Source organism: Rhodoplanes tepidamans, assembly GCF_030813915.1.
Lineage (GTDB): Bacteria > Pseudomonadota > Alphaproteobacteria > Rhizobiales > Xanthobacteraceae > Rhodoplanes > Rhodoplanes tepidamans.
The window spans coordinates 199,736-224,239 of sequence record NZ_JAUSUJ010000008.1 but is presented as its reverse complement, the minus strand read 5'-3'; the positions used below and the strand labels follow the sequence as shown (position 1 = coordinate 224,239).

The following is a 24,504-nucleotide window of genomic DNA, read 5'->3' as shown; positions in this document are numbered from 1 at the left end:
CCTTGCCCTTTGTCGTCATTCCGGGACGCCGCGCAGCGGCGGACCCGGAATCCAGCTCGGAACGCGGAGGTCGTGGCTGGATTCCGGGTTCGGCACGTCGTGCCGCCCCGGAATGACCGGTGAAAGCCGAGATCACGTATCGTCTCATCGGTCGATGTCCGCGATGGCGTCCATGACGCTGTTGCGCCGGGTGGTCCAGTGGCCGGCCGCGACGAGCTGGCGGAAGCGGCGGCGCATCGCGGCGGCGGCGCGCGGGTTGGCCCGGTCGAGGAAGTCCCGCACCGCCTCGTCGCCGAGCGTCGCGTCGTAATAGAGATCGAAATGATGCGTCGGCACGGCGGCGGCGAGATGGGCGAACAGCGCCATCTGGTCGAGCGTCCAGGCGATCTCGGCGGCGCCGCGGAAGCCGTGGCGCATCTGGCCGGCGATCCAGTGCGGGTTCGTGGCCCGCGCCCGCACCACCCGGGCGATCTCCTCCGGCAGGGTGCGCATGCGCGGGCTTTCGGCCCGCGCCGAGTCGGCGTGATAGAGGGCCGGGGCCGCGCCCAGCGTCTTCGCGGCGGCCGCGAAGCCCGCCTCGTGCGCCGCGTAGTCGGGCGCCATCAGGAGGTCGGTCTCGGGCAGATCCTGGGTGTGGACGAAGGCGTCGGCCGCTGCCACCCGGGCTTCCAGGGCGTCGCGGGCGAACAGGCCGTCGTTCCGGCCGTAGGCGTGGGCGCTGCCGGCGAGCCACGCCTCGGCGGCGGCCGCCGCGGTCTCGGGCGTCAGCTCGTCGACCGTCTCGGCGACGCCGACCCCGTAGGCGCCGGGCGCCGGCCCGAACACCCGCGGGTCGCTGCGGCCGACGAACGGGTTCTCCTCGGCCGGCTCGTCGCGGGCCGCGAGCGCCGCCACGGCCTGCTCGAACAGCACCGGCAGGCCCGGGAACACGTCGCGGAACAGGCCGGAGATGCGCAGCGTCACGTCGATGCGCGGCCGGCCGAGTTTTGCCAACGTCAGCACCTCGAAGCCGGAGACGCGGTCCGAGGTGTGGTCCCACACCGGCACCACGCCGATCAGCCGCAGCGCCATGGCGAGCTCCTCGCCGGCGGTCCGCATGGTGGCGGAGCCCCACAGATCGACCACCACGGATCGCGGGTAGTCGCCGTGGTCCTGCAGATGGCGCGTGAGGAGGGCGTCGGCGAGGCGCTGCCCCTGATCGGCGGCAGCGCGGCTCGGCACGGCGCGCGGATCGACCGTGAACAGGTTGCGGCCGGTCGGCAGCACGTCGCGGCGGCCGCGCCAGGGAGAGCCTGCCGGCCCGGGCGGCACGGCCCGCCCGTCGAGCGCGGCCAGCAGGCTCGTCCGCTCCGATCCGGCGCAGACCTCGAACGGAACGTCGGCCGACAGGCCGGCGTCGTCCGGCACCACCGGCACGCGCCCGAACACGTGCAGCCCGTCGGAAAACTGCGACGCCTTCACGTCGCACACGAAGGCGTCGAGCTTCACCACGGCCTCGTGCGCCGGCGTCTCGGGCGAGATCCCGGTGTCGCGGTCGAGGCCGGTCTCCCTCGCGGCGGCGACGATGTCGCGGGCGAGCCGCTCGCGCCGGCGCGGGTCGAGCCCGTCGGCGCTGGAGTACTCGTCGAGCAGCCTCTCGACGGTGCGCAGCCCGTCCGGCACCGCGCTCTGCCGCTGCGGCGGCGTCATGTGGCCGATGGTGACGGCGCCGAGCCGGCGCTTCGCCGTCGCCGCCTCGCCGGGGTCGTTGACGATGAACGGGTAGACGACCGGCGTCGGCCCGAGCAGCGCGTCCGGCCAGCAGGCGCCCGACAGCGCCACCGATTTTCCCGGCAGCCATTCCAGCGTGCCGTGCGCGCCCATGTGGATCAGCGCGTCGATGCCGGCCACCTGCCGGAGCCACAGGTGGAAGGCGACGAAGCCGTGCCGCGGCGCCCGGCGCGCGTCGTGATACTCGGCGGCGCGCTCGGCCCGGCTGCCGCGCTCCGGCTGCGCCGCGACGATCACGCTGCCGCAGCGGATCGCCCGGAAACGGATGCGGCCGTCGCGCACAGACGGATCGTCGGCCGGCGCACCCCACTGGGCGGCGAGCGTCTCGCGCAGGGCCGAATCGAGGCGCGTCAGCGCCGCCTCGTAGTCGGCGAGCGGCCAGGCGATCTCCTCGGCCAGCAGGCGCTCGATCAGCGTCGCGTGGTCGATCGGCGCGTCGTCGATGTCATACCCGGCCGCGGCCAGCATCCCGAGGACCGCGACCGCGCTCTCCGGCGCGTCCAGCCCGACCGCATGGGCGATCTGGTCGTCGCGCCCCGGATAGGCCGACAGCACCAGCGCGAGTCTCCGGTCGCGGCGCGGCTTGCGGCGCAGCCGGACCAGCGCCAGCGCCCGCTCGGCGACGGCGGCGACGCGCTCGCCGTGCGGAGCGTGCACGACGCGGGCGAAGCCGAGATCGGGATCGGGCGGCTCCTGCGCCTTGAACGACACCACCCCGGAGAACACCCGGCCGTCCACCTCGGGCAGCACCACATGGATGGCGAGGTCGGCGGGCGAGAGGCCGCGGTCCGAGGTCTCCCACGCCTGCCGCGACGAGCCGGCGAGGGCCACCTGCAGCACCGGCGCATCGACCGCGTCGAACGGTCCGCCGTCGGCGTCGCGGGCCGAGAAGGCGGTGGCGTTGACGATCACGTCGGGCCGGATCACCGCGAGCTGCGCGCGCAGCCAGGCCCGCGTCTCCGGCTCCTTCAGGCTGCCGACGAAGACGCCGACCGGCGTCGTGCCCCGCGCCCTCAGCTCCGCCATCAGGGCGTCGACCGGCGCCGTGTCGGCCGCCGCCACGACGGCCCGGTAGAACACGACGAGGGCCCGCGGGGCGTCGCCCGCCGCCGGCTCGCCGACCGGGCAGGCGGAGAAGTCGCCCGGATGGAAGCCGTGGCGGGGCAGGGCGCGGACGCCGAGCACCGGCACGGCCCACAGGCCGGAGGCGAGCGCGAGCTGGGCCAGCGCCCCCTGCGCCGCTCGCGCACCGCCGGTGTCGCACAGCGCCTGCAGCCGGCGCAGCGTCGACACCGGCACGTTGGAGGCTTCGTCGAGCCGCGGGTCGGGGCGCCCGTCGCCCGGCACGACGGCGAGCGCGATGCCGTGGCGGTCGGCGGCGGCGCGCACCTGCTCGACGCCGTAGCGCCAGTAGTCGAGCCCGCCCAGCAGCCGGATCAGGATGCCGCGGGCGTGCGCGAGCGTCTTCTCGATGTAGAGATCGACCGAGAGCGGGTGCTGCAGCCGCGCCAGGTTGGCGAGGCGCAGGCTCGGCAGATCGTCGCGTCCGGCCCGCCAGCCGGCCGCGAAGGCGCCGAGGTCGCTGTCCGCGAACGACATGACGACGAGGTCGGCGGGCGCGTGGCCGAGATCCTCGGCCGTCGCCGCCTCCTCGAGGCCGTGCCGCTCGCGGAACAGGATGTGCATGGTCAGCCCGGCATGGTCAGCTCGGAACCACCTGCAGCACCGCCGTGACGGCGGCGTGGTCGAAGCCCTTCTGGCCGATGACGACGAGCCGCGAGACGCGCGGCTCGTCCACGGTCCAGGGCCGGTCGAACTGGGCCCGCACCCGCGTGCCGACGCCCTGCACGAGGAGCCGCATCGGCTTGCCGCGCACCGACACGTAGCCCTTGGCGCGCAGCACGCCGTGCTCGCGGGCGACGGCCTCCACCTTGGCCACCACCTCGGTGACGGTGGCGTGGTCCGGCAGCGTCACGACCACGGTCTCGAAGTCGTCGTGATCGTGCTCGCCGTGCTCCTCGTGATGGGTCGGCCGGGCGTCGAGATCGCTCTCGGCGGCGGCGCCGAGGCCGAGCACGACGCGCGGATCGACCCGGCCCTCCAGCGTCTCGATCACCGGGATCCGGCGCGGCGTCTCGGCCAGCACGGTCTCGCGCGCCTGGGCGAGGCCCTGGGCGTCGACGAGGTCGACCTTGTTGAGGATCACCAGATCGGCGCAGGCGACCTGGTCCTCGAACACCTCGCCGAGCGGGGTGTCGTGGTCGATGGTGTCGTCGGCGGCGCGCTGCGCCGCCACGGCCGCGAGGTCGGGCGCGAAGCGGCCGTCCGCCACCGCTTCGGCGTCGGCGACCGCGATGACGCCGTCGACCGTGATGCGGGTGCGCAGGTCCGGCCACTCGAAGGCCTTGAGCAGCGGCTTCGGCAGCGCCAGGCCCGAGGTCTCGATCAGGATGTGCTCAGGCGGCTGCGGCCGCGCCAGCAGGGCCGCGATGGTCGGCGCGAACTCGTCGGCCACGGTGCAGCACAGGCAGCCGTTGGTCAGCTCGACGATCGCGTCCTCCGGGCAGTTGGCGTCCGAGCAGCCCTTGAGGATGTCGCCGTCGACGCCGACGTCGCCGAACTCGTTGACCAGCACGGCGAGCCGCCGGCCCATCGGGTTCTCCAGCAGGTGGCGCACCAGGCTGGTCTTTCCGGAGCCGAGGAAGCCCGTGATGATGGTGACGGGGATCTTTTCCAGCGACATGTCAGGGCTCCTGCGTGGTGGCCAGCGGCGGGATGCGGGCGATCAGGCCCTTGCGGAGGATGTCGGGGCGCTCGCGCCAGGGCACGAGGCCGTCGGCGGTCGCGGCATAGCGGACGGCGCCGTCGAGAACGGCCTCCGCCGAGTCGGGGGCGAGGCCGCCGTACACATAGGTCCAGCGGTCCGGCCCGGCGAAGGCGACCGAGCAGGCGCGGTTGCAGTTCGACAGGCACTCGGCCGGGACGATCCGCACGGCCGCCGTGCCGGCGCGCTGCTGCGCCGCGACCAGCGCGTCGTGCAGGCGACGGCCGGAGCGCTCCTCCTCGTCGGCGGAAAGCCGACACAGGACGCAGACGAACAGGCTGGGGGGCGGGACCGCGCCGCACGACGCAGGCGGGGCGTGGGACGGGCCGGGGGCAGGAGAAGACGTCATGACTCGCTCGTCGACGGACCGGGGACGCGTGGCGTCTCCGGAGACGTGCGGCGAGCGGACCTGCACTCCGTTCGGCCGACATTCGCTCCGGAACACCCCGCCCGGAACGGCGTCAGAAGCAGGCGACGGCAGGTCTCCTGGCTCGCGGGTCGTTGCCGGCATCGCCTTCCCGGGTCGATACACCCAGTGGCCTCGATGCAGGCTCGCCGCTCACAGTTGCGGGGGCAGCTCCGGCTTCGCGTCGACCCGGAACACCCGAATCGCCGCCTCCGGCATTCCCTCTTGTCCGGCCTGCAAGGCGTTCCGCGGCATTGCGGAAACGTCCCGACAGGCGGGACACCGTCGGCCCGGGATCTGTGCGGCGTCGGCGCCGCCCTGTCAATCCGGCGGTTGCCCATCAGGGGCGCCTGTGGTCCTGTCGCGCCGACGACACCGAGGACCCGCATGACCGGCACGGACGACGAGACCGAACGCCATCGCCTCAAGATGCAGAAGCGCAAGGCCCTGCAGGACGCCGAGATCGCCTCCAAGTCGGTCGAGAAGGGCCTGCTGCTGGTCCACACCGGCACCGGCAAGGGCAAGTCGACGGCCGCCTTCGGGCTCGCCCTGCGGGTGCTGGGCCATGGCGGCAAGGTCGGCGTGGTGCAGTTCATCAAGAGCCGGCCGACCGGCGAGAAGACGGCGTTGGAGGCGTTCGGCGACCGGGTCGTCTGGCACACCGCCGGCGAGGGCTTCACCTGGGAGACGCAGGACAAGGCGCGCGACATCGCCGCCTGCCGGGCCGCCTGGGAGACCGCGACGACGCTGATGGACGACCCCGGCTTCGGGCTCGTGATTCTCGACGAGCTCAACATCGCGCTGCGCTACGACTACCTGCCCGTCGAGGAGGTGGTCGCGAGTCTCGCGGCGCGGCGACCGGGCCTGCACGTCGTCGTCACCGGCCGCAACGCCAAGCCGCCGCTCGTCGAGGCCGCCGACCTCGTCACCGACATGACGCTGGTGAAGCACCACTTCAAGGCCGGCGTGAAGACCCAGGCCGGCATCGAGTACTGAGCGTGGCGGGCGGCTCCTTCTGTCGTCGTTCCGGGGCGCGGAGAAGCCGCGAGCCCGGAATCCATACCCCCGGAGTCGGTGGCTCACGGCACACCGGGAGTATGGGGCCCGGGCTCGGCGCTGGCGCGCCGCCCCGGGACGACGAACGCCCGGACGACGCGTGCCGGGGCGCCCGCGCATGACCGCCCGCGCCCTCATGGTCCAGGGCACCGGCTCGGACGTCGGCAAGTCGCTGATCGTCGCCGGCCTGTGCCGGCTGCTCGCCGACCGCGGCCTGAGGGTCCTGCCGTTCAAGCCGCAGAACATGTCGAACAACGCGGCCGTGACGGCGGACGGCGGCGAGATCGGCCGCGCCCAGGCGCTGCAGGCGCGCGCCGCGCGGGTCGCCGCGTCCGTGCACATGAACCCGGTGCTCCTGAAGCCGCAGAGCGAGGTCGGCGCCCAGATCGTCGTGCAGGGCCGCGTCTTCGGCAACGCCCGCGCCAGGGACTACCAGTCGCGAAAGGCGGCGCTGCTGCCGCACGTGCTCGACAGCTTCGCGCGCTTGAAGTCCGCCGCCGACATCGTGCTGGTCGAAGGCGCGGGCTCGGCGTCGGAGGTGAATCTCCGGGCGAACGACATCGCCAACATGGGATTCGCCCGCGCCGCCGCGGTTCCGGTGGTGCTGATCGGCGACATCGACCGCGGCGGCGTCATCGCCAGCCTGTGCGGCACCGCCGCCGTCATCGATCCCGACGACGCGGCGCTGATCCGCGGCTTCCTGGTCAACAAGATGCGCGGCGACCCGACGCTGTTTTCGTCCGGCATGGACTTCGTCGCGCAGAAGACCGGATGGGCACCGCTCGGCCTGGTGCCGTTCTTCCGCGACGCCCACCGCCTGCCGGCGGAGGACGTCTTCGGCCTGGAGGTCGGATCCGCCGCGCCGCCATCGGAGAAGCGGGGACAGATCCGCATCGCCGTGCCGGTGCTGCCGTCGATCGCCAACTTCGACGACCTCGACCCGCTGCGTCTCGACCCCGCCGTCGACCTCGTGCTGCTGCGCAACGGCGCGCCGCTGCCGGCCGACACCGATCTCGTGATCCTGCCGGGCGCCAAGACGACCATCCGGGATCTGGCCGCGCTGCGCGCCGTGGGCTGGGACGCCGACATCGTCGCCCATGTCCGCCGAGGCGGCCGCGTGCTCGGCCTGTGCGGCGGATACCAGATGCTCGGACGCGAGATCGCCGATCCGGACGGCGTCGAGGGGCCGCCCGGCACGGCGCCGGGTCTCGGCCTGCTCGACGTGATCACGACGCTGACGGGGGAGAAATCACTCGTCGCCGTCACCGGCCGCACCGTCGCCGACGGCGTGCCGCTGTCGGGCTACGAGATGCACATGGGCCGCACCACGGGGCCCGGCACGGCACGGCCGCTGGTGCGGCTCGACGACGCGGCGGGCGGGCGCGACGACGGCGCCGTCTCGGCCGACGGCCGCGTCGCCGGCTCCTACGTCCATGGCTTCTTCGCCGACGATGCTCAGCGCGCCGCCTGGCTCGCCCGACTCGGCGCGCCGCCGGCGGAGCAGGGCGGGCTCGCCTACGAGGCGACGGTCGAGGCGACGCTCGACGCGCTCGCCGCGCATCTCGCGCGGCACATCGACGTGGAGACGATGCTGACCCTGGCTGCTTGAGCGCGCGCCGCGAGGCTCAGGCCTCGGGCCGCTCGCGACGTCGCAGGCGTGAGGCGAGCAGGCCGCCGCCCGCCATCGCGGCGAGCCCGCCGCCGAGCGCCAGGAGAGTCGGCGGATGGGCGGGCACCAGCGACCACTCCGGAAGGATCAGGTCGGCGGTGTTGTAGGGCTCGCCGCTGTAGACGCACATCGCCAGCGTCCCGTCGAGCAGCAGCGCGCGGTCGACCGTCTCGGCGAGCGCAATCACGTCCGGCGTGGCGTCGGGCCGCCCGCGCAAGTGGGCGAGCAGCGCCCGGGTCGCGGCCAGATAGGCGTGGGCGCAGCCGTTGAACGGGCTCGTCTCGTCGTCGAGCGTGCCCGGCATCACGCCCCACAGGCAGACGAGGAACTGCAGCTTCTCGTAGTTCAGCAGACGGCGGCCGGTCTCGTCGGACGGCCCGCGCTCGGCGAGCGCCAGGACCGCGGCGCGGTGCGTGTCGATCGCCGCCATCTGGCCATGCGACAAGGGCTCGATCCGCAGGCCGTCGGTGCGGCGCGCGCCGGAGGAATGGGCCAGCGCCGGCGGGGCGGCCAGGATCAGCAGGAGCGCGGCGACGACCCGCAGCAGAGTCCGCCGCTGCGCCATCCCGTCATCTCTCGATCGGCCGCCGCGCGGCGCTGCGCTCGGTCAGCGCCCCGAAGGCGAGGCCGAGGGCCGCCCACAATGCCGCCTGGGTGGCGAGCGAGGCGACCCGGAAGTCCCACAGGACCGCCGCCGGAAACGCCTCCGGCACCTCGCCGAGCGAGGGCAGGGCGTGCATCACCAGCGCCATCGCGGCCATGTAGGCACCGAGCCCGGCGAGTGCCGCGTTCCAGGCGCCGATCCGGGCGACGAGTCGCCGCCCGAGCCCGAGCGCCGCGACCGCGACCAGCACCGACATCCCGAGAAGGATGAAGTAGAGCGCGGTGCGCGGGCCGATCGTCTCGGCGCTGCCGACCGCCGGAGGCGCCGCCGGGTATTTGAGCTGCGGCACCAGCACCAGCACGACGAAGCCCGCGACGGCGAGCCACGCGGCCGCGGCCCGCGGTCCGGCGGCGCCGAGCCGTCCTTGCGCGAGCGCGAAGGCGAGCCCGAACAGCCCGCCCACCGCCGCGCCGAGCACGACGAGCCCGGTCATCAGCCCGACCGTGCTCTGCACGGTGCGGGAGAACACCTCGGCCGGCTCGGCGGCGGCGCCGGGCGCACCGGCCGCAGCAGCCGCTGCGGCGCCGTGCTCGGCATGCGCCTCGAATCCGATGGCGCGTTCGAGCGGCGGCTCGCCGATCAGCCAGGCGACCGCGAAAGCGACGACGGCCGCGAGGATGCCGCACAGCATCCCCCGGACCAGGAGAGTCCGGACCATGGCGGAGCCGGGCGGATCAGTGGCAGGGGAAGCCGAGGAGATGCCGGGCGTCGTGCACGAACTCGTGCACGACATTGCCGTCGAACAGCGCCAGCGCGCCCTGCTCGGCGCCGACGAACCATACGGCCAGCAGCGCGAGCAGACCGGCGAGCACGGCCCACGGGACGATCTCGCGCAGCGGGATCGCGGGCAGGGCGGGCACCGCGGCGGCGCCGGTGGACGGAATCACGACGTCGGACATGGCCTCTCTCCTGGGATGACGCGTCCCGTGCGAGCGTGTCGGTCGAGAGCTTCGGGGTCTGACTTCCGGCCCGTTCGAGGGCCGGTCACAGTGGCGCGACCGTGCCGGGCTTCCACCGGCTTCCCGTCTCTGACACAACGATGATGTACCCCGTACCGGGGCAAGTCAACGAGACCCGACGCTTCGACCCATGACGGCGCGCCTGATCCTGCTCTGCCATGCCGCGACGCCCGCCACCCGGGCGGCGCGCTTTCCGGCCGACGAGCTCGTCGAAGCCGGCGCGGCGGCATCGCTGCACGCCCTCGCGGCGCGGTTGCCCCAGCTCGATGCCGCGGTGTGTGGCCGGGAGCGGCGCTGCGGCGAGACGGCGGCGGGTCTCGGCCTCGACGCCCGGCCGGTCGCCGCGCTCGACGACTGGATGCTGGGCGGCTGGCGCGGCCGCGATCCCGGCGAGATCGTCGCGGGGGAACCGGAGGGCTTCGCCGCGTGGCGGTCCGATCCGGACGCGGCACCGCATGGCGGCGAGTCGCTGGCGATGCTGCTCGACCGCGTTCGGGCGTGGCTCGACGCCGGCCCGCCGCAGCGGCGATGCCTGGCCGTCACCCATCCGGCCGTGATGCGGGCCGCGATCGTGCACGTGCTCGGCGCGCCGGCGCTCTCGTTCTGGCGGGTCGACGCCGGGCCGCTCGCCTCGGCCGATCTGCGCCACGACGGCCGGCGCTGGGTCTTGCGGCCCGGCGGGCTCGATGGATTGTGACAGGCGGGTCGGAACATCTGACATGAGACTGCGAGACGAGATTCTGCGCGGGCACGGTGGGCGTGTCGACGAGGCCGAGCGGCTCTATCCGGAGGCGCCGACCCCCTGGGTCGACCTCTCGACCGGTGTCAGCCCGCACGGCTATCCGGTGCCGGCGGTCGATCCGGAGGCGTATCGGCGGCTGCCGCTCGGGCGCGACATCGCGGCGCTCGCCGAAGCGGCGGCGGCGGCCTACGGGCGGCCGGCCGGCACGGCGCTGATTCCGGTGGCGGGCAGCGAGACGGCGATCCGGCTGCTGCCGCTGATCCTCGGCCCGCGATTGCGGGTCGGCGTGGTGGGGCGCACCTACTCGTCGCACGCCGCCGCGTGGGAGGAGGCCGGCGCCGCGGTGCGGCCGCTGCCGGCGCTGCCCGACCCGGCGGGGCGCGATCTCGACGTCGCCGTGCTGGTCAATCCCAACAATCCCGACGGCGCGGCGGTGGCGCGCCCGGCTCTCGCGCGCTTCGCCGAGGAATGGACCGCGGCGGGGCGGAAGCTGATCGTCGACGAAGCCTTCGCCGACGTCGCCCCGGATCTGTCCCTGCTCGCGGCCGACCGGCTGCCGGACGGCGTGGTGGTGCTGCGGTCGCTGGGGAAGTTCTTCGGACTGGCCGGGCTGCGGGTCGGCTTCGTCGCGGTGGCGGAGCGCGCCGCGATGCCGTGGCGGCGCCGGCTCGGCGACTGGCCGGTGTCGGGGCCGGCCTGCGCGGTCGCGGCGGCGGCGCTGTCGGATGCCGACTGGATCGCGACGATGCGGGGGCGGCTCGCCGCCGAGCGGACGCGGCTCGAGGCGGTGCTGGCGGCGGGCGGCCTGCGCATCGTCGGCGGCACCGATCTGTTCGTGCTGGCCGAGGGCCCGGCCGGCATCGACCTCGTCGACCGCTTCGCCCGCGCCGGGATTCTCGTCCGCGGCTTCGCCCACACGCCGCACCGCTACCGGTTCGGCCTGCCGGCCGACGAGGCGGGGTGGGAGCGGCTCGACGCCGCCTGCCGCTCACTCGCCGCCGCTGCGGCGGGGCGGTGAGGCGATCCGGTCGATGGCGGCGCGCAGCAGCGCCGCCGCCCGGAACGGCGCGTGCAGCATCTTGCTCGCCGGCAGCACCAGGAAGAAGCCGGTGACCAGGCCGAGATGCAGCGTGAGCGCGAGGCCCATCAGCATCGTCTCGCGCAGCGCCAGCACGGCGAGGCCGCTCGCTGCGACGAGCCCGAGCAGGGTGAGAAACACGCGGTTGAGCCGCGTCTCGCCGGGTTCCGCCGGCGCCGGGTCGGCCCGCACCTCCAGCGCGAGGAGCCCGGCGATGCCGGCGAGCATCAGCACGCCGCCCGCCGTGCCGGAGAGCACCGGCAGGCTCCAGAAGCCGTAGGGTGCCCGCACCCCGGCGACGTGGTGCCAGAGCGCGGCCGACAGCGTCGACAGCACCGTCAGGGCGAAGCCCGCCACCATCGCGTGATGGGCGATGCGGCGCTCCTGCGACAGCCGCTCGCCGGCGTCGTTGCAGCCGTGCCCGCCGCCGCCGAGATTATTCAAGGTGACGATGTCCACCAGCGCCGGTCCCAGCGCCCGCCGGACGATCTTTCCAGGCACGGCCGGCGCGATGCTGCGCCAGAAGGCGAGCGTCGAGGCGGCGATCGACCCGACCGCCCACAGGAACGACAGCCCGGCCGCCGTCGTCATCGCGCCCCACGGCACCACACGGTAGAAGGCGCCGTCGCCGCGATGCACGCCGAACAGGATCCCGGACGGCACCGTGAGCAGCACGAGGAGCAGCGCCAGCAGGGTCACGCCGCCCGCCACGGCGGCCACCGCCCAGGCCCGCCGGCCGAAGCCCGCGGCGAGCCAGCGCGGCCGCGAAAAATCGGCGTAGGAGAGCCGGCGCGCCGCCGCCAGCGTCTGCGGGACGTTGACGGCGAAGGGATGTGGCGGGGCATACTGGCAGGCGTACCAGCAGCCGCGGCAGCCGTGGCACAGATTGGCGATGTGGGCGACGTCGGCGAGCGGGACCGTCGCCTTGCCGGCGATCGCCGGGAACACGGCGCAGACGCCGTCGCAATACATGCAGGCGCTGCACAGCCGCAGCACCCGCTCGGCCTCCTCGACGACCTCACGCGGCGGCACGGGCGGCCTCCTCGCCGGCGATCCGGCCGGTGACGGCGGCGAGCGTGACGCCCAGCCCGGCCAGATAGCCGTGCCGCAGCACGTTGGCGGCCATCGCGGTGCCGGCCGCGAACACGCGGGGCGCCACGCGGTCGCCGCGCAGGAGGACCCGCATGCGCGCATCCACGGCGACGCCGAAATGCGTGAAGGTGAGGCCGGGCAGCAGCGGCCAGGCGGCGAGCGGCAGCGCCGTCAGCGGCCGTACGGCGGGCTCGCGCCCGGCCGCCTCGGCGTTGAAGGCCCGCACCGTGGCGTCGAGCGCGGCGGGATCGAGCTCCAGCCGGCGGGCCAGCTCGGCGAGCGTCGGCGCCGCCACGGGCGGAAGCGCGGTCGGGCCGGCGCGCCGCAGCCCGTCCTGGTCGACGATCAGATAGGCGAGCTGGTCCGGGCAGGCGGCGATGCGCGCCCCCCACTGGGCGTAGTGGGTGCGCCGGGTGTCGGCGCGCTCGTCGGCGAGCCGCTTCGCCGTCCGGTCGACCACGATGCCGTGCGGAATGCCGGTGATGCGGGTGACGATGCCGCCGTCGAAGCGCGGCCCGCGCGCGTCGACGGCGACGATGTGGGCGCTCGCCGGATCGCCGACCGGCACGGCGCCGGCATCGAGCAGCAGGTCGAGGCCGCGGCCCGTGCAGTAGGGCGAGCCGCGCACCACCATGCGCTCCGCCGCCGCGCCGAAGTCGATGCGCAGCCGGGCGGGGTCGGCCTGGTAGCCGCCGGTGGCGACCACCACGGCCTTGGCGATCACCCGCGCGCCGGTGCCGGCCTGCGCGACCTCGGCCTCGCAGCCGTCGTCGCCGAAGCGCAGGGCCGTGAGCTCGGTGCCGCAGGCGATCGCGACGCCGAGCTGTCGCGCCGTCGCGTAGAGCGCGTTCACCATCGCCTTGCCGCCACCGAACAGGAAGGCGGTGCGGCGCGAATAGGGCAGCACGCCCTGGTCCAGCGCCTGCAGCAGGACGCCGTTCGCGATCAGCCACGGCGCGATCGTCGCCGAGGCGCGGATCAGCGTGCGGGCGAGCGGCTCGTCGGTGTCGCCGCCGGTGACGCGGACGAGATCGGCCCAGAACTCCTCGGGCCGGTAGCCGTCCGGCACGTAGCGGGCGGGGCCGTCATGGGCGATGCGGAAGTTGCGTGCGTGGCGGGTGTTGCCGCCGCGCAGCGCCGCCGGCGCCGCCTCGACGAGCCGCACCGACGCACCGGCGCGGCGGGCCGCGATGGCCGCGCACAGGCCGGCCGCGGCGCCGCCGGCGACCAGCACGTCGACCCGGGAGGTGGTCTCGTCGCTCATGATTCCCCAGCGGCAGCGCGGCGCCCTCATAGGTACGGCCGCGCGACCCTGTCAACGCGGCCGCCGGCGGGGCCGGCTTGCGCGGGAGCGCGCGGCGTGCATCAAGGGCCCGGGCGGTATGGTTCGGGGGGACGAGCGTGGGCGACCTGATCTTTCTCACCGGGCCGGTGCGCAGCGGCAAGAGCCGGCGCGCCGTCGACATCGCCATGGGGTTCGGCGACGCGGTGGTGTTCGTCGCCACCTACCGGCGCGATCCGGCCGATGCCGAGATGGCCGAGCGGGTGCGTCGCCATCAGGCGGAGCGGCCGGCGACCTGGCGGACCCTGGAGGCGCCCGACGGCATCGCCGACGCGCTCGCGGCGCTCGATCCGCCGCCCTCCGGCGTGGTGATCGACAGCCTGGTGCTGTGGCTCGCCGACCGCTTCGACCGCGACGCGGCGGCGCTCGACGAATGGAGCCGGGAGCTGGACAGGTTCCGGGCGATGCCGTGGCCGGTCGTCGTGATCGGCGACGAGATCGGCTGGAGCCCGGTGCCGATGGACGCGTCGCTGCGCCGCTTCCGCGACCTCGCCGGCTTCCTCGGCCAGCGCACCGCCGCCGCGGCGACCGAGGCCTGGCTGATGGTCGCCGGCTGCCCGGTGCGGCTGAAGTGACGGGGCGCGGCCCGGGCGCCGTTTCCGGTCCCCGCGTGAGCACGACGGGATGCTCACATCTCAGAAAGCTGAGCGGTTTCAGTGAGGGGCAAACACGCCGGCCGCCCTCTCCGCCCTCTCCGCCGTCGTCGCCGGGCTCGACCCGGCGACCCATCTCTCGGCGAGAGAGCGCTTTCAGGTGAAGGTGATGGATGCGCGGTCGAGCCTGCGCATGACGCTCCTTTGCGTGGCACGCGATGTGTGCATCCCGTAGCGCGTGAGCAGCCCGCCGAGCCGAGGGCTGGCGGGCATGCTCTCCGCGTCGAGAGGGCGTCGTCGCGTCCCGCCGCCGAATGCCGGCGGGGGAGGGCACCTACCAGCGATACTTCACGCCGCCCGTGACGGTGAGCGGCCGGCCCTGGTAGCAGTAGCCGGCATCACAGGTGATGTAGTCCTCGTCCAGCAGGTTCTGAAGGTTGACCTGCATGCTCCAGCCCTTCAGCTGCGGGCCGAGGTTGACGAGGTCGTAGCTCAGCTTGGCGTCCACGAGCGCATAGGCGCTGTTCTGGAAGGTGTTGAGCGCATTGCCCCAGGTGGAGCCGGTGTAGCGCACGCCCGCGCCGACCCCGAGGCCCGCCAGCACGGTGCCGGGCTGGAACTGGTAGTCCGCCCACACCGAGAACGAGTGTTGCGGCTGGCCGGACGGGGTGAGACCGATGGTCTCCGGATCGCCGGCCATGTTGGTGAGATCCAGATAGGCATAGGCGCCGCGCAGCTTCAGCCCGGCCCCGAGATTGGCCACCCCTTCCAGCTCGAAGCCGCGCCCGCGCACCTCGCCGGTCTGGACCTGGTAGACCGGGTTGGTCTCGTCGGTGACGAGCCCCTTGTCCTGGTCGATCTGGAACACCGAGGCGGCGACATAGCCGTCGAAGCCGGCGGGGGCGTACTTCACGCCGCCCTCGATCTGCCGGGCGGTGGTGGGCACGAAGCTGTTGCCGGAGATGTCGGTCCCGAGATTGGGCGCGAACGAGGTGGAATAGCTGACGTAAGGCGCGATGCCGTTGTCGAACCGATAGGTGAGACCGGCACGGCCGGTGAACGCCTTGTCGTCCAGATCCTGGGTGGTGCTGGTCAGCAGGTCGTCGTTCGTGGTCTCGACCCGGTCGTGCCGTCCGGTCAACGTCAGGATGAAGCCGCCGAACTTCGCCTGCTCCTGCACGTAGACCCCGAGCTGATTCTGCTTCTGACGAAAGCGCGAGGCGTTGAACTCCGGATCGTAGACCGGACCCAGCGCCTGCTCGAGCGTGTAGTTGTAGTCCGACGCCGTGCCGTAGCCGATGCCGCTGTCGAGGCCGAGGTGGGAATAGTCCACGCCCACCAGCAGCGTGTGCTCGACCGCTCCGGTGGCGAACTTCGCCTGCAGCTGATTGTCGACTACGAACGAATCCAGCTTGTCGTGGACATAGCCGCTGTACCGGCTGGCCGTGTTGGTCGCGGCGTCGAACGAGGTCTCGCCGGTGTAGCGCACCGAGGTGTCGGCGTAGCCGTAGCGCAGCTTCTGCCGAACCGTGATGCTGTTGTTGACGTCGTGCTCGGCCAGATAGCCGACCCGGTACTGCGTCTGCTTCAGGCTGTTGTAGTCGCCGGGGGTCTTGCTGAACGCATCGGCGCCGGAGCCGGTCCAGGCGTAGTAGGGAAGCGATGCCGGGGTCTCGTATTTCAGGTATTCGCCGAGAAAGGTGATGCGGGTGCTGTCGTTCGGCTTGTAGGTGAAGGCCGGGGCGACGAAGGCCGCGTCGTTGACGCCGCCGCCCAGAACGTTCGGCGAGCCCGCGTCCCGCAACAGTCCGGTGAGGCGGTAGAGCAGCGTGCCGTCCTTGTCCACCGGCCCGCCGGTGTCGAACTGGCCCTGCCAGAGGTCGTAATTTCCGGCCCGAACCTCGACCTCGCCGAAAGCCTTCTCGGTGGGGCGCTTGGAGGTGATGTCCACCAGCCCGCCGGGGGAACCGAGGCCGTAGAGCGCCGAGCTCGGGCCGCGCAGCACGGTGACGTTCTCGACGCCGTAGGGCTCGACCTTGAACACCGCCATGTTGGAGCCCGGCAGGCGCAGGCCGTCGCGGTAGATGCCGTTGTAGGTGGTGTCGAAGCCGCGGATCGTGAACGAGTCGTAGCGCGGATCGTAGCCGCTCTGGCCGGTGCGCACGCCCGGCGTGTAGGCGACCGCCTCGGTGAGCGTCTGGACGTTGCGGTCGTCCAGCTCCTGCCGGGTGACGACCGTGACCGACTGCGGCGTCTCGATCAGCGGAGTGTCGGTCTTGGTGCCGGCGGTGCTGGCGGTGGCGACGTAGCCGACCGTGCCGCTCGCCTGCACGTCGATGGGGTCGAGCGGGATGGTGCCGGGCGGGCCGCCGCCGTCGTGTCCGGCGCCGGCGGCACTGGGATCGACGATCGTCACCTGCCGTGGGGCGGTGAAGCGGTAGGCGAGCCCGGTCCCGGCCAGCATGCGGCCGAGCGCTTCCTGTGGGGTCAGCGTGCCGGAGACCGCCGAGGAGCGACGTCCACCGAGCTTGGCGGTGTCGTAGAACACCTGAATGCCGGCGCGCTGGGCGAAGATCAGCACGCCGCGGTTGAGGTCCTGTGCCGGAATGTCGAAGGCGATGCGGCCGGGCGTCGCCGTACCGACGCTCGCCGGCTGGGCCGGCGCGTGACCGGGGATCGCGACCGACGCCAGAAGCCCGGACAGCAGGCCGACCGCCAGCCCGGGCCGCCGCGTGGCGGCATCCGCCCTTTCCTTCGTCTCACGCATGTCCACCTCATCCCCCGTGTGCCGGCGCCATGCCCGGCGCCACGCTGCTCCCGGGGATGGAGACAACCGGGACGGCGAAACACCGTAAAAAAAGAGTCCGGAGGTTCAGTAGAGCACCGTGACCAGCGGCGGCAGCGAAGAGGCGTTCGCGCCCAGCTCGGCCGTGATGGTGCGAATGACGTCGTCGAGATCGCTGGTGGCGAACACGCCGCTGACCCGGCGCTGCGCGAGCTGGGTGCTGGCGACGACGATGCGGCCGCGCCGGTAGCGGTTGAGCTTGCGCACCACGTCCTGCAGCGGCACGGAGTCGAACACCAGCAGGCCGGTGCGCCACGCCGTGGCCTCGGCGACGTCGACGGTGTCGACCCGGCCGAACCCGTGGGACACGTCGTACTGCACGGTATGGCCGGGCGACAGCACGACCCGGTCGACCCCGCGCTCCGGGGTGTCGAGCGCGACCTCGATGCGATGCTCGACGGCGGTGACCCTGGCGCCGTCCGGCCGCTCCTCGACGAGGAACTGCGTACCGAGCGCGGTCGTCGTGCCGTGAGCGGCATCGACCACGAAGGGGCGGCGCTCTTTGCCGTCGCGCGGGGTGGCGTGGAAGAACGCCTCGCCCGAGAGCAGCGTCACCCGGCGCTCGTCTGCGCCGAAATGCAGGACGATGGCGCTGTCCGGTCCGAGCTCGACGAGGGAGCCGTCGGCGAGCGTCACCTGCCGGGTCTGGCCGGGCGCGGTGCGCCAGTCGGCGGTCAGGGCGATCCACGGGTCGCCGACGTGATAACGCAGGCTCAGCAGTCCGAGCACGAGGAGGGCGACGACGCCGGCGATTCCGGCACGGCCGACGGTCGTCTTGCGGGCGGGGCGCGGCACGGTGCGGAGCGGCCCGGGATCGTGCCGCAGCAGATCGAGGCTGCGCCACGCCCTGTGCGCCTCCTCGAACGCCGGCCGATGGTCTGGATGGGCCTCCAGCCAGTGCCGGAACGCCTCGCGCTCGCTGTCGTCGAGCGGCCGGCCGTCGAGGCGGGCGACCCACTCGGCGGCACGCCGGTCCGCGTCCGACGATCGATCCTCGTTCACGCCGCCACCATGCAACAGTCCGGACGCCTCCCTCGGGAAACGAAGACAACCGGCGGAGCCACGTCCCGTAACGGACCGGGTCGGTCTAGCGCGATCTGAGCCGCTGCGTCATGTGCTGGATCGCCATTGCCAGATGTTTCTGCACCGAGCTTTCCGAGATCGAGAGCGCGCTGGCGACCTCGGCATGGGTGAGGCCGTCGATGCGATTGAGCACGAAGATCTGCTGGGTGCGCAGCGGCAACTCGCCGACGAAGCGCTGGAGTCGCTCGAGCCGGAGCTTGGCGTCCGCGGCGTCTTCCGGCGTCGGCGCGTCGGCCGCGATGTCGCCGAACCATTCGGGCGGCACGCTGTCGGTGCGGCGCGTCGCCCTCTGCTTGTGATGGTTGAGCAGCAGGTGGCGGGCAATGGTGTAGAGATAGGCGCGGAAGTCCTGCACCCGGGCTTCGGGCCGCTCGATCACGCGCAGAAACGTGTCCTGCACGAGATCGGACGCCGTGTGCGCATCGCCGAGCCGGTGCCTGAGATATGTCCTCAGCTCGGGCCCATGGGCCGTGAACGCCATTTCCAGGTCGCCAGTCACCGTGCCGAAACCTCGTCCGCCGCGTGGGGAGACGCTCGATGGTCGATCGACCACGCTTAGGCGAGGATAAATAGCAATGCAATTTCAATAGTATGGATTAAATCTAAGGTGGCGGGCCGCTCGTTGCCCACGGCGCGTCTCCGGTTCCGGAAAACCAATTTCGCCGCCTGCGGTTGGTCTAGCGCGAGGACTCTGGTTCTGCGCCGTCGCGGCATGGCGCGGAGGGTGGGGACGTGGTCGCCTTCCGGGTCGGCGCGCCGGCCGCCTGCAGCAGGCGGCCGTGCTCGGTCGCGAGCCGCACGAACGCGACCCCGAAGGCGGCGTCGAGACGGCGGTCCTCGAACAGCGCGTCGGCCGGCGCGTCGGCGACGAGGCGGCCGCGATCGAGCAGCACGATGCGCTCGAAGCAGCGGAAGGCGAGGTCGAGGTCGTGCATGACGACGACGCACAGCCGCTCGCGGCCGCGCGCCGCCAGCATCTCCACCAGCGCCATGCGGTGGCGGATGTCGAGGCTGGCGCCCGGCTCGTCGGCGAGCAGGATCGGCGGATCGACCGCCAGCACCATGGCGAGCAGCACGCGCGCCCGCTCGCCGCCCGACAATGCCGACCACCGGCGGCGACGGAGCGTCACGAGATCGTTCGACTCGATCGCCGCGTCGATCGCCGTGATCGACGGGGCGCCGCCGCGCTCGACGCCGAGCCGCACCAGATCCGTCACGCTCAGATCCCAGTGCGGAGAAAAATGCTGCGGCACGTAGCCGAGCAGGCGTCCGCGCTCGCGCGCCGGGACGGCGGCCAGCGGCCGGTCGCCGAGCAGCACCGTGCCGGAGGTCGGCGCGGTCTGGCCGGCGAGGACGCGCAGCAGCGTCGACTTTCCGGCGCCGTTGGGGCCGACGATGGCGACGCTGCCGGTGTTCGGCAGGGCGAGGCTGGTCCCTGCGAGCAGGCGGGCGCCGCGCCGCTCCACCGTGACGTCGTCGGCGACGAGCGGGCTCATCGGCGCAGCTCGCGGGCCAGCAGGACGACGAAGAACGGACCGCCGGCCAGCGCCGTGACGAGGCCGAGCGGGATCTCGGCCGGCGGCAGCGCGGCGCGGGCGAGCGCGTCGGCGGCCGTCACCATGGCGGCGCCGGTCAGCGCCGCGGCCGGCAGCAGGGCGCGGTGCATCGGCCCGACCAGCCAGCGCGCCACGTGCGGCGCCGCGAGCCCGACGAAGGCGACGAGCCCGCTGAACGCCACCGCGATCGCCACCACGGCCGCTCCCGCCAACACGGCGACGTCGACGAAGCGCCGTACGTCCTGGCCGAAGCCCGCCGCCATGGTCTCGCCGAGGCCGAGCAGGTCGAGCCCGCGGGCGAGCGGCAGCGTGGCGACCACGCTCGCGACCGTCGCTGCGGCGAGGCCGGCCAGCACCGGCCAGGACGGTGTCTGCACGCCTCCGAGGATCCAGCTCAAGACCACCTGCAGGTTCACGGTGTCGTCGGACAGCGCCAGCATCAGGAAGGAGCGCAGCGCCCCCAGCACGGCGGCGACCGCGACGCCGGCGAGCAGCAGGCCGGCGGCGTCGATGGTGCCGGCGAGCCGCGCGATGGCCATCACGATCACGGTGGCGCCCCAGGCACCGAGAAACGCCAGCACGGCGAGAACGAGCGCCTGCGGCAGCCCGAGCGGCACCAGGAGCGCGACGCTCGCCCCGAGCGCGGCGCCGCCGGCCGAGCCGAGCAGATAGGGCTCCGCCAGCGGATTGCGGAACACGCCCTGGAAGATCGCGCCGCCGAGCCCGAGCAGCGCGCCGCAGCAGGCCGCGGCCAGCACCCGCGGCAGCCGCCAGTCGATCAGCAGTTTTGCACGGAGCGTGTCCGGCCCGGCGAGGGCGGAAACCAGATCTGCGGGGCTCGCCCAGTCGTGGCCGGCGCAGACGCCGAAGGCGATCAGCGCGACCAGCGCGAGCGACAGGATCAGCCACGGCTTCGCCGCCTCCGTCATCGGGCCGGGTCCGGATGCAACACGGCCGCGAGGCGCTCGATGCCGTCGACGGTGCGGGGGCCCGGAATCAGGAACTCGGCCCGTGGCACCGTGAAGGCGCGACCCGTCCTCACGGCGCGCATGTCGCGCCAGCCGGCGCGTGCGGACAATTCGGCCAGATCCTCGGCCCGGCCGGCGAACAAGAGCACGTCGGGATCGGCGCGCAGCACCGCCTCGGGCGAGACCTGCGAGAGCGTCGGCGACTGGTCCAGACCGAACCTCCCGCCGGCGAGCGCGACGGCGTCGGCCGTGTAGGTGTTCGGCCGCGCGACCAGCACGAGGCCGTTGCCGAGCCGGCCCGTGATCATGATCACGCGGGGCCGCGGCCGGTCGTTCAGCCGGTCCGTCACGCGCGAAATCCGCGCCTCCAGCCGCGCCGCCACCGCCTCGCCCGCGGCCGGCACGCCGGCGGCGCGGCCGAGCAGGCGGATGTTCGCCATGACCTCGGCGACGGTGCGCTGCATGAGCACCAGGACCGGCACGCCGATCCGCTCCATCGGGTCGACGAGCTGATGCGCCGCCTGGCGGGACGGCGTCACCACCACGAGATCGGGGTCTCGGGCCACCACGGCGTCGACCGAGAAGCCGAGCCGGCCGCCGACCAGCGGCCGGTCCAGGACCTCGGGCGGAAACCGCGTGTAGGCCTCGATGCCGACGATGCGGTCGGCGAGGCCGAGCGCCGCCACCATCTCGGTGTTGGAGGCGAAGATGGTGACGATGCGACGGGCCGGGCCGGGCAGCGTCACGGTCCGCCCGAACGCATCGGTCAGCACGATCGGCCCGGCCCGAGCCTGGCCGATGGTGGCCGGACCGATCGCAGCTGCGAGCGCCGCGAGGACGCCGAGCGTCAGCATCCCGCGACGCGTCGCCCGCCGCATCAGAACCGCGCCTGCAGGCCGACCAGCATCTCGCGGCCCGGCATCGAGGTCCCGCAGCCGCCGTTCTGCCATTTCGGGTTGGCGATGCAGGGATAGCTGTCGAGCGCGATGAAGATCGGGTTCTCGTTGACGTCGAACAGGTTGTTGATCGTCGCGAAGAGCTTCACGTTGGCCGTGAGGGCGATCTCGCCGCGCAGGTTCCACACCCAGAACGGATCCTTGCGGTAGGCCGTGGTGTTGCGCACCTGGCCGGCGAGCAGCAGATACTCCTCGCTCGCGTACCACATCGGGCCGCGCAGCACGCCGGCGACCTGGACCAGCCAGTCCTTCCACGGTCCGCCGGTCTGGCCGAACCGCGTGCCGACGGCGGCTTGGTACTCGTACATGCGGGTGACCTTGTCGGTCCCGGCGGCCGCCGACGCGCCCTCGTCCTGCATCTCGAAATTGTAGGCGCCGTTCGCCCACAGGCTCCATCGCCACGTCCCGGGATCGCGGTCGAGCACCTTGAACATGTCGGCGTCGGCCTGCAGCTCGACGCCGCGCACCCGGATGTCGCCCGGGTTGTTGATGTAGTCCGACGTGTTGGCGACGCCGCTGCGCGACCTCGTCGTGATGCGGTTCGAGATGGTGTTCTGGAACAGCGCGACGTCGACGCGCCAGCCGGTCCGCATGAAGGTGGTGCCGACCTCGTACTGCTCGGCGGTCTCCGGGGTCAGGTTCGGATTGCCGAAGGTGCGGCCGCCGCCGACCGCGGTGAAGTCGGCCGCGAGCTCGGAGGCGGTCGGTGCGCGGAATCCCGTCGAGGTGCCGACGCGCCACGACCACCAGTCGAGCATCTTCCAGGTGGCGCCGGCCGAGTAGGTGGTCGCCTGGTAGTCCGAGGTGCCGGTCTTCTGCGAGGCGAGGTTCGGGGTCGGATCGAACGAGGTCTGCCCCCAGGTCTGGCGCACGCCGCCGCGGATCACCACGCGATCGTCGAACAGCTTCTGGGAGTCCTCGGTATAGAAGGCCCACACGGCCTCGGTCTGGTTGTAGTCGTAGGGTGCGACCTGACCGGTCGAGGCGATCGGGCTGCCGGGGAGATAGACGCGGGTGCGGTCGGAGCGCAGCCAGCTGTTCTCCCAGTCGAGGCCGAGGATCAGCTCGTTGCCGGTCCACGGCGTGACGCGCGGCACGAAGCGGCTGCCGACGATGTCGAGATGGCGCTCGTTTCGGTCGCTCGCCGTGCCGACCACGGCGTTGCCGCCGCTGGCGATGGTCGGCGACGCCCAGTTGAAGACGTCGACGTCGGACACCGCGTAGGTCTGCAGCATCCAGCGCGCCCAGCCGTCCGGCACCTTGCCGTCCCAGACCACGTCGAGCGAGCGGTTCCAGCGGTCGTCCCGAGAGTAGATGTTGGCGGTCGAGCCGCGGAAGCCGGCGTCGTAGACGCCGTCGGTCCGCACGTTGATGTCGATGCGCTGGTTCGGGTCGATCTGCAGGCCGAAGGCGCCGGACGCACCGGCGCGCTTCCACGCGGTGTTCAGCTCCTTCGCCCCGCCGCCGACCCGGTAGTTGTCGCTCTTGCCGCCCGACAGGCCGACATACCAGTCGACCTGCTCGTAGACACCGCCGGTCTGTGCCTTGCCGCGCAGCTGGCCGAACGAGCCGCCGCTGGTCTCCAGGAGCGTCCCGGGCGCGGTGCGGCCCGTCTTCATGATGATGTTGATGACGCCGCCGATGTTCTGGCTGCCGTAGAGCACCGAGGCGGGGCCGCGCACCACCTCGATGCGCTCGACGTCGTTGGACGAGAGCTTCGACAGGTTGGCGGTGCCGGCACGCCGGCCGTTGATCAGCACCAGCACCTGGCCCTTGAAATCGCGGCCCTGGCCGTCGCTCGCCGCGCCGCGGATGTTGATCGAGGTCTGGGCCGGGGTCCACTCGCTGAAGAAGCCGACGGCGTTCTCGGCGAGCAGGTCCGTCACCGAGCGGGCCGCCGAGGTCTTGATCTTCTCCTGGTCGATGACCTGGATGGTCTCGGGGATCTGCTCGCGCGGTTCGGGGCGGCCCGTCGCCGTCACCACCATCTCGTCGAGCGTGACGTTCTGGGCCCGGGCGGTGTCGCCCGCGGCGGCGAGCGCGAGGGCGACGCCGGAGAGGAGGGCGGTGCCGTGGAGACGCCGGTTCATGCGACCCTCCACACCAGCACGGCCGACACCTTCTCCACCTGGAGCCGCGCACCGCGCGGCCCGTGGATCAGCTGCTCGTCGAGACGGGCGAGCAGGGCGGGGCGTCTGGGGTCGTCGGGAGGGAATCCGAGCCGGTCGGCCAGATGCGTCGCGACGGCGCCGAGGTCGTCGACCGGAAGCCGGAACGTCCACGACACGTGCTCGATCACGTCGGGCCGGCGGTCGGGACCGAGGCCGGCGAGCACCAGGTCGACGCCGGGCGTGACGTCCTCGCCGTGCCACTCCGGCGGCAGGCAGGCGGCGAGGCAAAGGCCGCGCGGCCCGTGCTGGGCCGGCACGATCCACACGATGGTCCGCCGGGCCCAGGCGCGGCAGCGGCCCAGGAAATCGGCGGGCGTGGTCAGGGTCGCCGGCATGTTGGCGGCCAGCACGGTGTCGCAGCCGCGCTCCGCCAGGGTCGCGTCCTGCCAGTCGCAGGGCTGGACCGCCGGGCCGTTCTCGATCGCCGCGAGGCGGGCCCGCATCACCGCGGCGGGCTCCACCGCGGTCCACGCCGCGGCGGGGTCGCGCAGCGCCCCGCCGAGCTGGCCGCCGCCGGCGCCGAGGTCGAGCAGGTCGCCGATGGCGGGGACATGGCGGCGGACCACCGGGGCCACCCGGGCCACGTAGTCGGAGGCGTCGATGCCGGCGGCGTAGAGTCCGAGCGGGTCGATGGGCATGGAATCGTGGTGACAGCGGTGCGAGTGGAGGGCGGTATGGCCGTCGTCGGCGGCCGTGCAGGCCGGGGCCGTCGGCGGGCAGCACGCCGGCC

21 protein-coding genes and 2 riboswitches are annotated in these 24,504 nt (G+C 73.1%); of the genes, 5 read left to right on the top strand and 16 right to left on the bottom strand.

Annotated elements, in window-relative coordinates; genetic code table 11:
• Nucleotides 1-144: 144 nt before the first annotated feature.
• Genes cobN through J2S22_RS12135 form a run of 3 tightly spaced genes read right to left on the bottom strand, consistent with a single transcriptional unit; the run spans nucleotide 145 to nucleotide 4,943 of the window.
• Nucleotides 145-3,456 (bottom strand): cobaltochelatase subunit CobN, encoded by a 3,312-nt coding sequence (cobN, locus tag J2S22_RS12145; RefSeq protein WP_272776712.1) that lies wholly within the window; start codon nucleotides 3,454-3,456, stop codon nucleotides 145-147.
• A gap of 16 nt (nucleotides 3,457-3,472) precedes the next feature.
• Nucleotides 3,473-4,513 carry a cobalamin biosynthesis protein CobW gene (gene cobW, locus J2S22_RS12140; protein WP_272776713.1) on the bottom strand — a complete coding sequence of 347 codons (1,041 nt, stop codon included), beginning with the start codon at nucleotides 4,511-4,513 and terminating at the stop codon, nucleotides 3,473-3,475.
• 1 nt (nucleotide 4,514) lies between these two features.
• Nucleotides 4,515-4,943 (bottom strand): DUF1636 family protein, encoded by a 429-nt coding sequence (locus tag J2S22_RS12135; RefSeq protein WP_272776714.1) that lies wholly within the window; start codon nucleotides 4,941-4,943, stop codon nucleotides 4,515-4,517.
• 111 nt (nucleotides 4,944-5,054) lie between these two features.
• Nucleotides 5,055-5,266: riboswitch (cobalamin riboswitch) on the bottom strand.
• A gap of 121 nt (nucleotides 5,267-5,387) precedes the next feature.
• Here J2S22_RS12135 and cobO point away from each other — a divergent pair.
• Together cobO and J2S22_RS12125 are read left to right on the top strand one after the other, a co-directional pair.
• Nucleotides 5,388-5,996, top strand: coding sequence for a cob(I)yrinic acid a,c-diamide adenosyltransferase (cobO, locus tag J2S22_RS12130; protein WP_272776715.1), 609 nt, complete (start codon nucleotides 5,388-5,390; stop codon nucleotides 5,994-5,996).
• Between the two features lie 178 nt (nucleotides 5,997-6,174).
• Nucleotides 6,175-7,665 (top strand): cobyric acid synthase, encoded by a 1,491-nt coding sequence (locus J2S22_RS12125; protein ID WP_272776716.1) that lies wholly within the window; start codon nucleotides 6,175-6,177, stop codon nucleotides 7,663-7,665.
• Nucleotides 7,666-7,681: 16 nt separating this feature from the next.
• Here J2S22_RS12125 and J2S22_RS12120 read toward each other — a convergent pair whose 3' ends face one another.
• Genes J2S22_RS12120 through J2S22_RS12110 form a run of 3 tightly spaced genes read right to left on the bottom strand, consistent with a single transcriptional unit; the run spans nucleotide 7,682 to nucleotide 9,288 of the window.
• Complete coding sequence (locus J2S22_RS12120) at nucleotides 7,682-8,290, bottom strand: hypothetical protein (RefSeq protein WP_272776718.1); 609 nt, start codon at nucleotides 8,288-8,290, stop codon at nucleotides 7,682-7,684.
• Nucleotides 8,291-8,294: 4 nt separating this feature from the next.
• On the bottom strand, nucleotides 8,295-9,047 hold the full coding sequence (locus tag J2S22_RS12115; protein ID WP_272776719.1) for a CbtA family protein: 753 nt from the start codon (nucleotides 9,045-9,047) through the stop codon (nucleotides 8,295-8,297).
• A gap of 16 nt (nucleotides 9,048-9,063) precedes the next feature.
• Nucleotides 9,064-9,288 carry a CbtB domain-containing protein gene (locus J2S22_RS12110; RefSeq protein WP_272776720.1) on the bottom strand — a complete coding sequence of 75 codons (225 nt, stop codon included), beginning with the start codon at nucleotides 9,286-9,288 and terminating at the stop codon, nucleotides 9,064-9,066.
• A 62-nt stretch (nucleotides 9,289-9,350) separates the two neighbouring features.
• Nucleotides 9,351-9,456: riboswitch (cobalamin riboswitch) on the bottom strand.
• A 22-nt stretch (nucleotides 9,457-9,478) separates the two neighbouring features.
• On the opposite strand from J2S22_RS12110, the gene J2S22_RS12105 reads away from it, so the two are divergent.
• Together J2S22_RS12105 and cobD are read left to right on the top strand one after the other, a co-directional pair.
• Nucleotides 9,479-10,045: a histidine phosphatase family protein gene (locus J2S22_RS12105; protein WP_272776721.1), complete on the top strand. Its 567-nt coding sequence runs from the start codon at nucleotides 9,479-9,481 to the stop codon at nucleotides 10,043-10,045.
• 22 nt (nucleotides 10,046-10,067) lie between these two features.
• The gene (gene cobD, locus J2S22_RS12100) at nucleotides 10,068-11,108 is read left to right on the top strand and encodes a threonine-phosphate decarboxylase CobD (RefSeq protein WP_272776722.1); all 1,041 of its coding nucleotides are present in this window, start codon (nucleotides 10,068-10,070) and stop codon (nucleotides 11,106-11,108) included.
• Here the strand turns inward: cobD and tcuB are convergent.
• Both tcuB and tcuA read right to left on the bottom strand, forming a co-directional pair.
• Nucleotides 11,079-12,200: a tricarballylate utilization 4Fe-4S protein TcuB gene (gene tcuB / locus J2S22_RS12095; RefSeq protein ID WP_272776723.1), complete on the bottom strand. Its 1,122-nt coding sequence runs from the start codon at nucleotides 12,198-12,200 to the stop codon at nucleotides 11,079-11,081. The two genes, cobD and tcuB, sit on opposite strands and share 30 nt — an antisense overlap.
• Entirely contained in the window at nucleotides 12,187-13,524 is a 1,338-nt protein-coding gene (tcuA, locus tag J2S22_RS12090) for an FAD-dependent tricarballylate dehydrogenase TcuA (RefSeq protein ID WP_272776724.1), read from the bottom strand. The genes tcuB and tcuA overlap by 14 nt, the downstream gene beginning before the upstream one ends.
• A gap of 137 nt (nucleotides 13,525-13,661) precedes the next feature.
• Here tcuA and J2S22_RS12085 point away from each other — a divergent pair, with 137 nt between their 5' ends.
• Nucleotides 13,662-14,177 (top strand): bifunctional adenosylcobinamide kinase/adenosylcobinamide-phosphate guanylyltransferase, encoded by a 516-nt coding sequence (locus tag J2S22_RS12085; RefSeq protein ID WP_272776725.1) that lies wholly within the window; start codon nucleotides 13,662-13,664, stop codon nucleotides 14,175-14,177.
• Nucleotides 14,178-14,529: 352 nt separating this feature from the next.
• Here the strand turns inward: J2S22_RS12085 and J2S22_RS12080 are convergent, their stop codons facing one another.
• The 8 genes from J2S22_RS12080 to J2S22_RS12045 all read right to left on the bottom strand — a co-directional run bounded on the left by J2S22_RS12080 (nucleotide 14,530) and on the right by J2S22_RS12045 (nucleotide 24,412).
• Nucleotides 14,530-16,962, bottom strand: coding sequence for a TonB-dependent siderophore receptor (locus J2S22_RS12080; protein WP_272776726.1), 2,433 nt, complete (start codon nucleotides 16,960-16,962; stop codon nucleotides 14,530-14,532).
• 105 nt (nucleotides 16,963-17,067) lie between these two features.
• Entirely contained in the window at nucleotides 17,068-18,042 is a 975-nt protein-coding gene (locus J2S22_RS12075) for a FecR family protein (RefSeq protein ID WP_272776727.1), read from the bottom strand.
• A gap of 85 nt (nucleotides 18,043-18,127) precedes the next feature.
• Complete coding sequence (locus tag J2S22_RS12070; RefSeq protein WP_272776728.1) at nucleotides 18,128-18,622, bottom strand: RNA polymerase sigma factor; 495 nt, start codon at nucleotides 18,620-18,622, stop codon at nucleotides 18,128-18,130.
• Nucleotides 18,623-18,800: 178 nt separating this feature from the next.
• Nucleotides 18,801-19,619, bottom strand: coding sequence for an ABC transporter ATP-binding protein (locus J2S22_RS12065; RefSeq protein ID WP_272776729.1), 819 nt, complete (start codon nucleotides 19,617-19,619; stop codon nucleotides 18,801-18,803).
• On the bottom strand, nucleotides 19,616-20,608 hold the full coding sequence (locus J2S22_RS12060) for a FecCD family ABC transporter permease (protein ID WP_272776730.1): 993 nt from the start codon (nucleotides 20,606-20,608) through the stop codon (nucleotides 19,616-19,618). Before J2S22_RS12060 ends, J2S22_RS12065 begins: the two co-directional genes overlap by 4 nt.
• Nucleotides 20,605-21,501, bottom strand: coding sequence for an ABC transporter substrate-binding protein (locus J2S22_RS12055; protein ID WP_272776731.1), 897 nt, complete (start codon nucleotides 21,499-21,501; stop codon nucleotides 20,605-20,607). Before J2S22_RS12055 ends, J2S22_RS12060 begins: the two co-directional genes overlap by 4 nt.
• Nucleotides 21,502-21,524: 23 nt before the next feature.
• Nucleotides 21,525-23,693: a TonB-dependent receptor gene (locus tag J2S22_RS12050; RefSeq protein ID WP_272776732.1), complete on the bottom strand. Its 2,169-nt coding sequence runs from the start codon at nucleotides 23,691-23,693 to the stop codon at nucleotides 21,525-21,527.
• Nucleotides 23,690-24,412: a hypothetical protein gene (locus J2S22_RS12045; RefSeq protein ID WP_272776733.1), complete on the bottom strand. Its 723-nt coding sequence runs from the start codon at nucleotides 24,410-24,412 to the stop codon at nucleotides 23,690-23,692. The genes J2S22_RS12050 and J2S22_RS12045 overlap by 4 nt, the downstream gene beginning before the upstream one ends.
• Nucleotides 24,413-24,504: the final 92 nt, after the last annotated feature.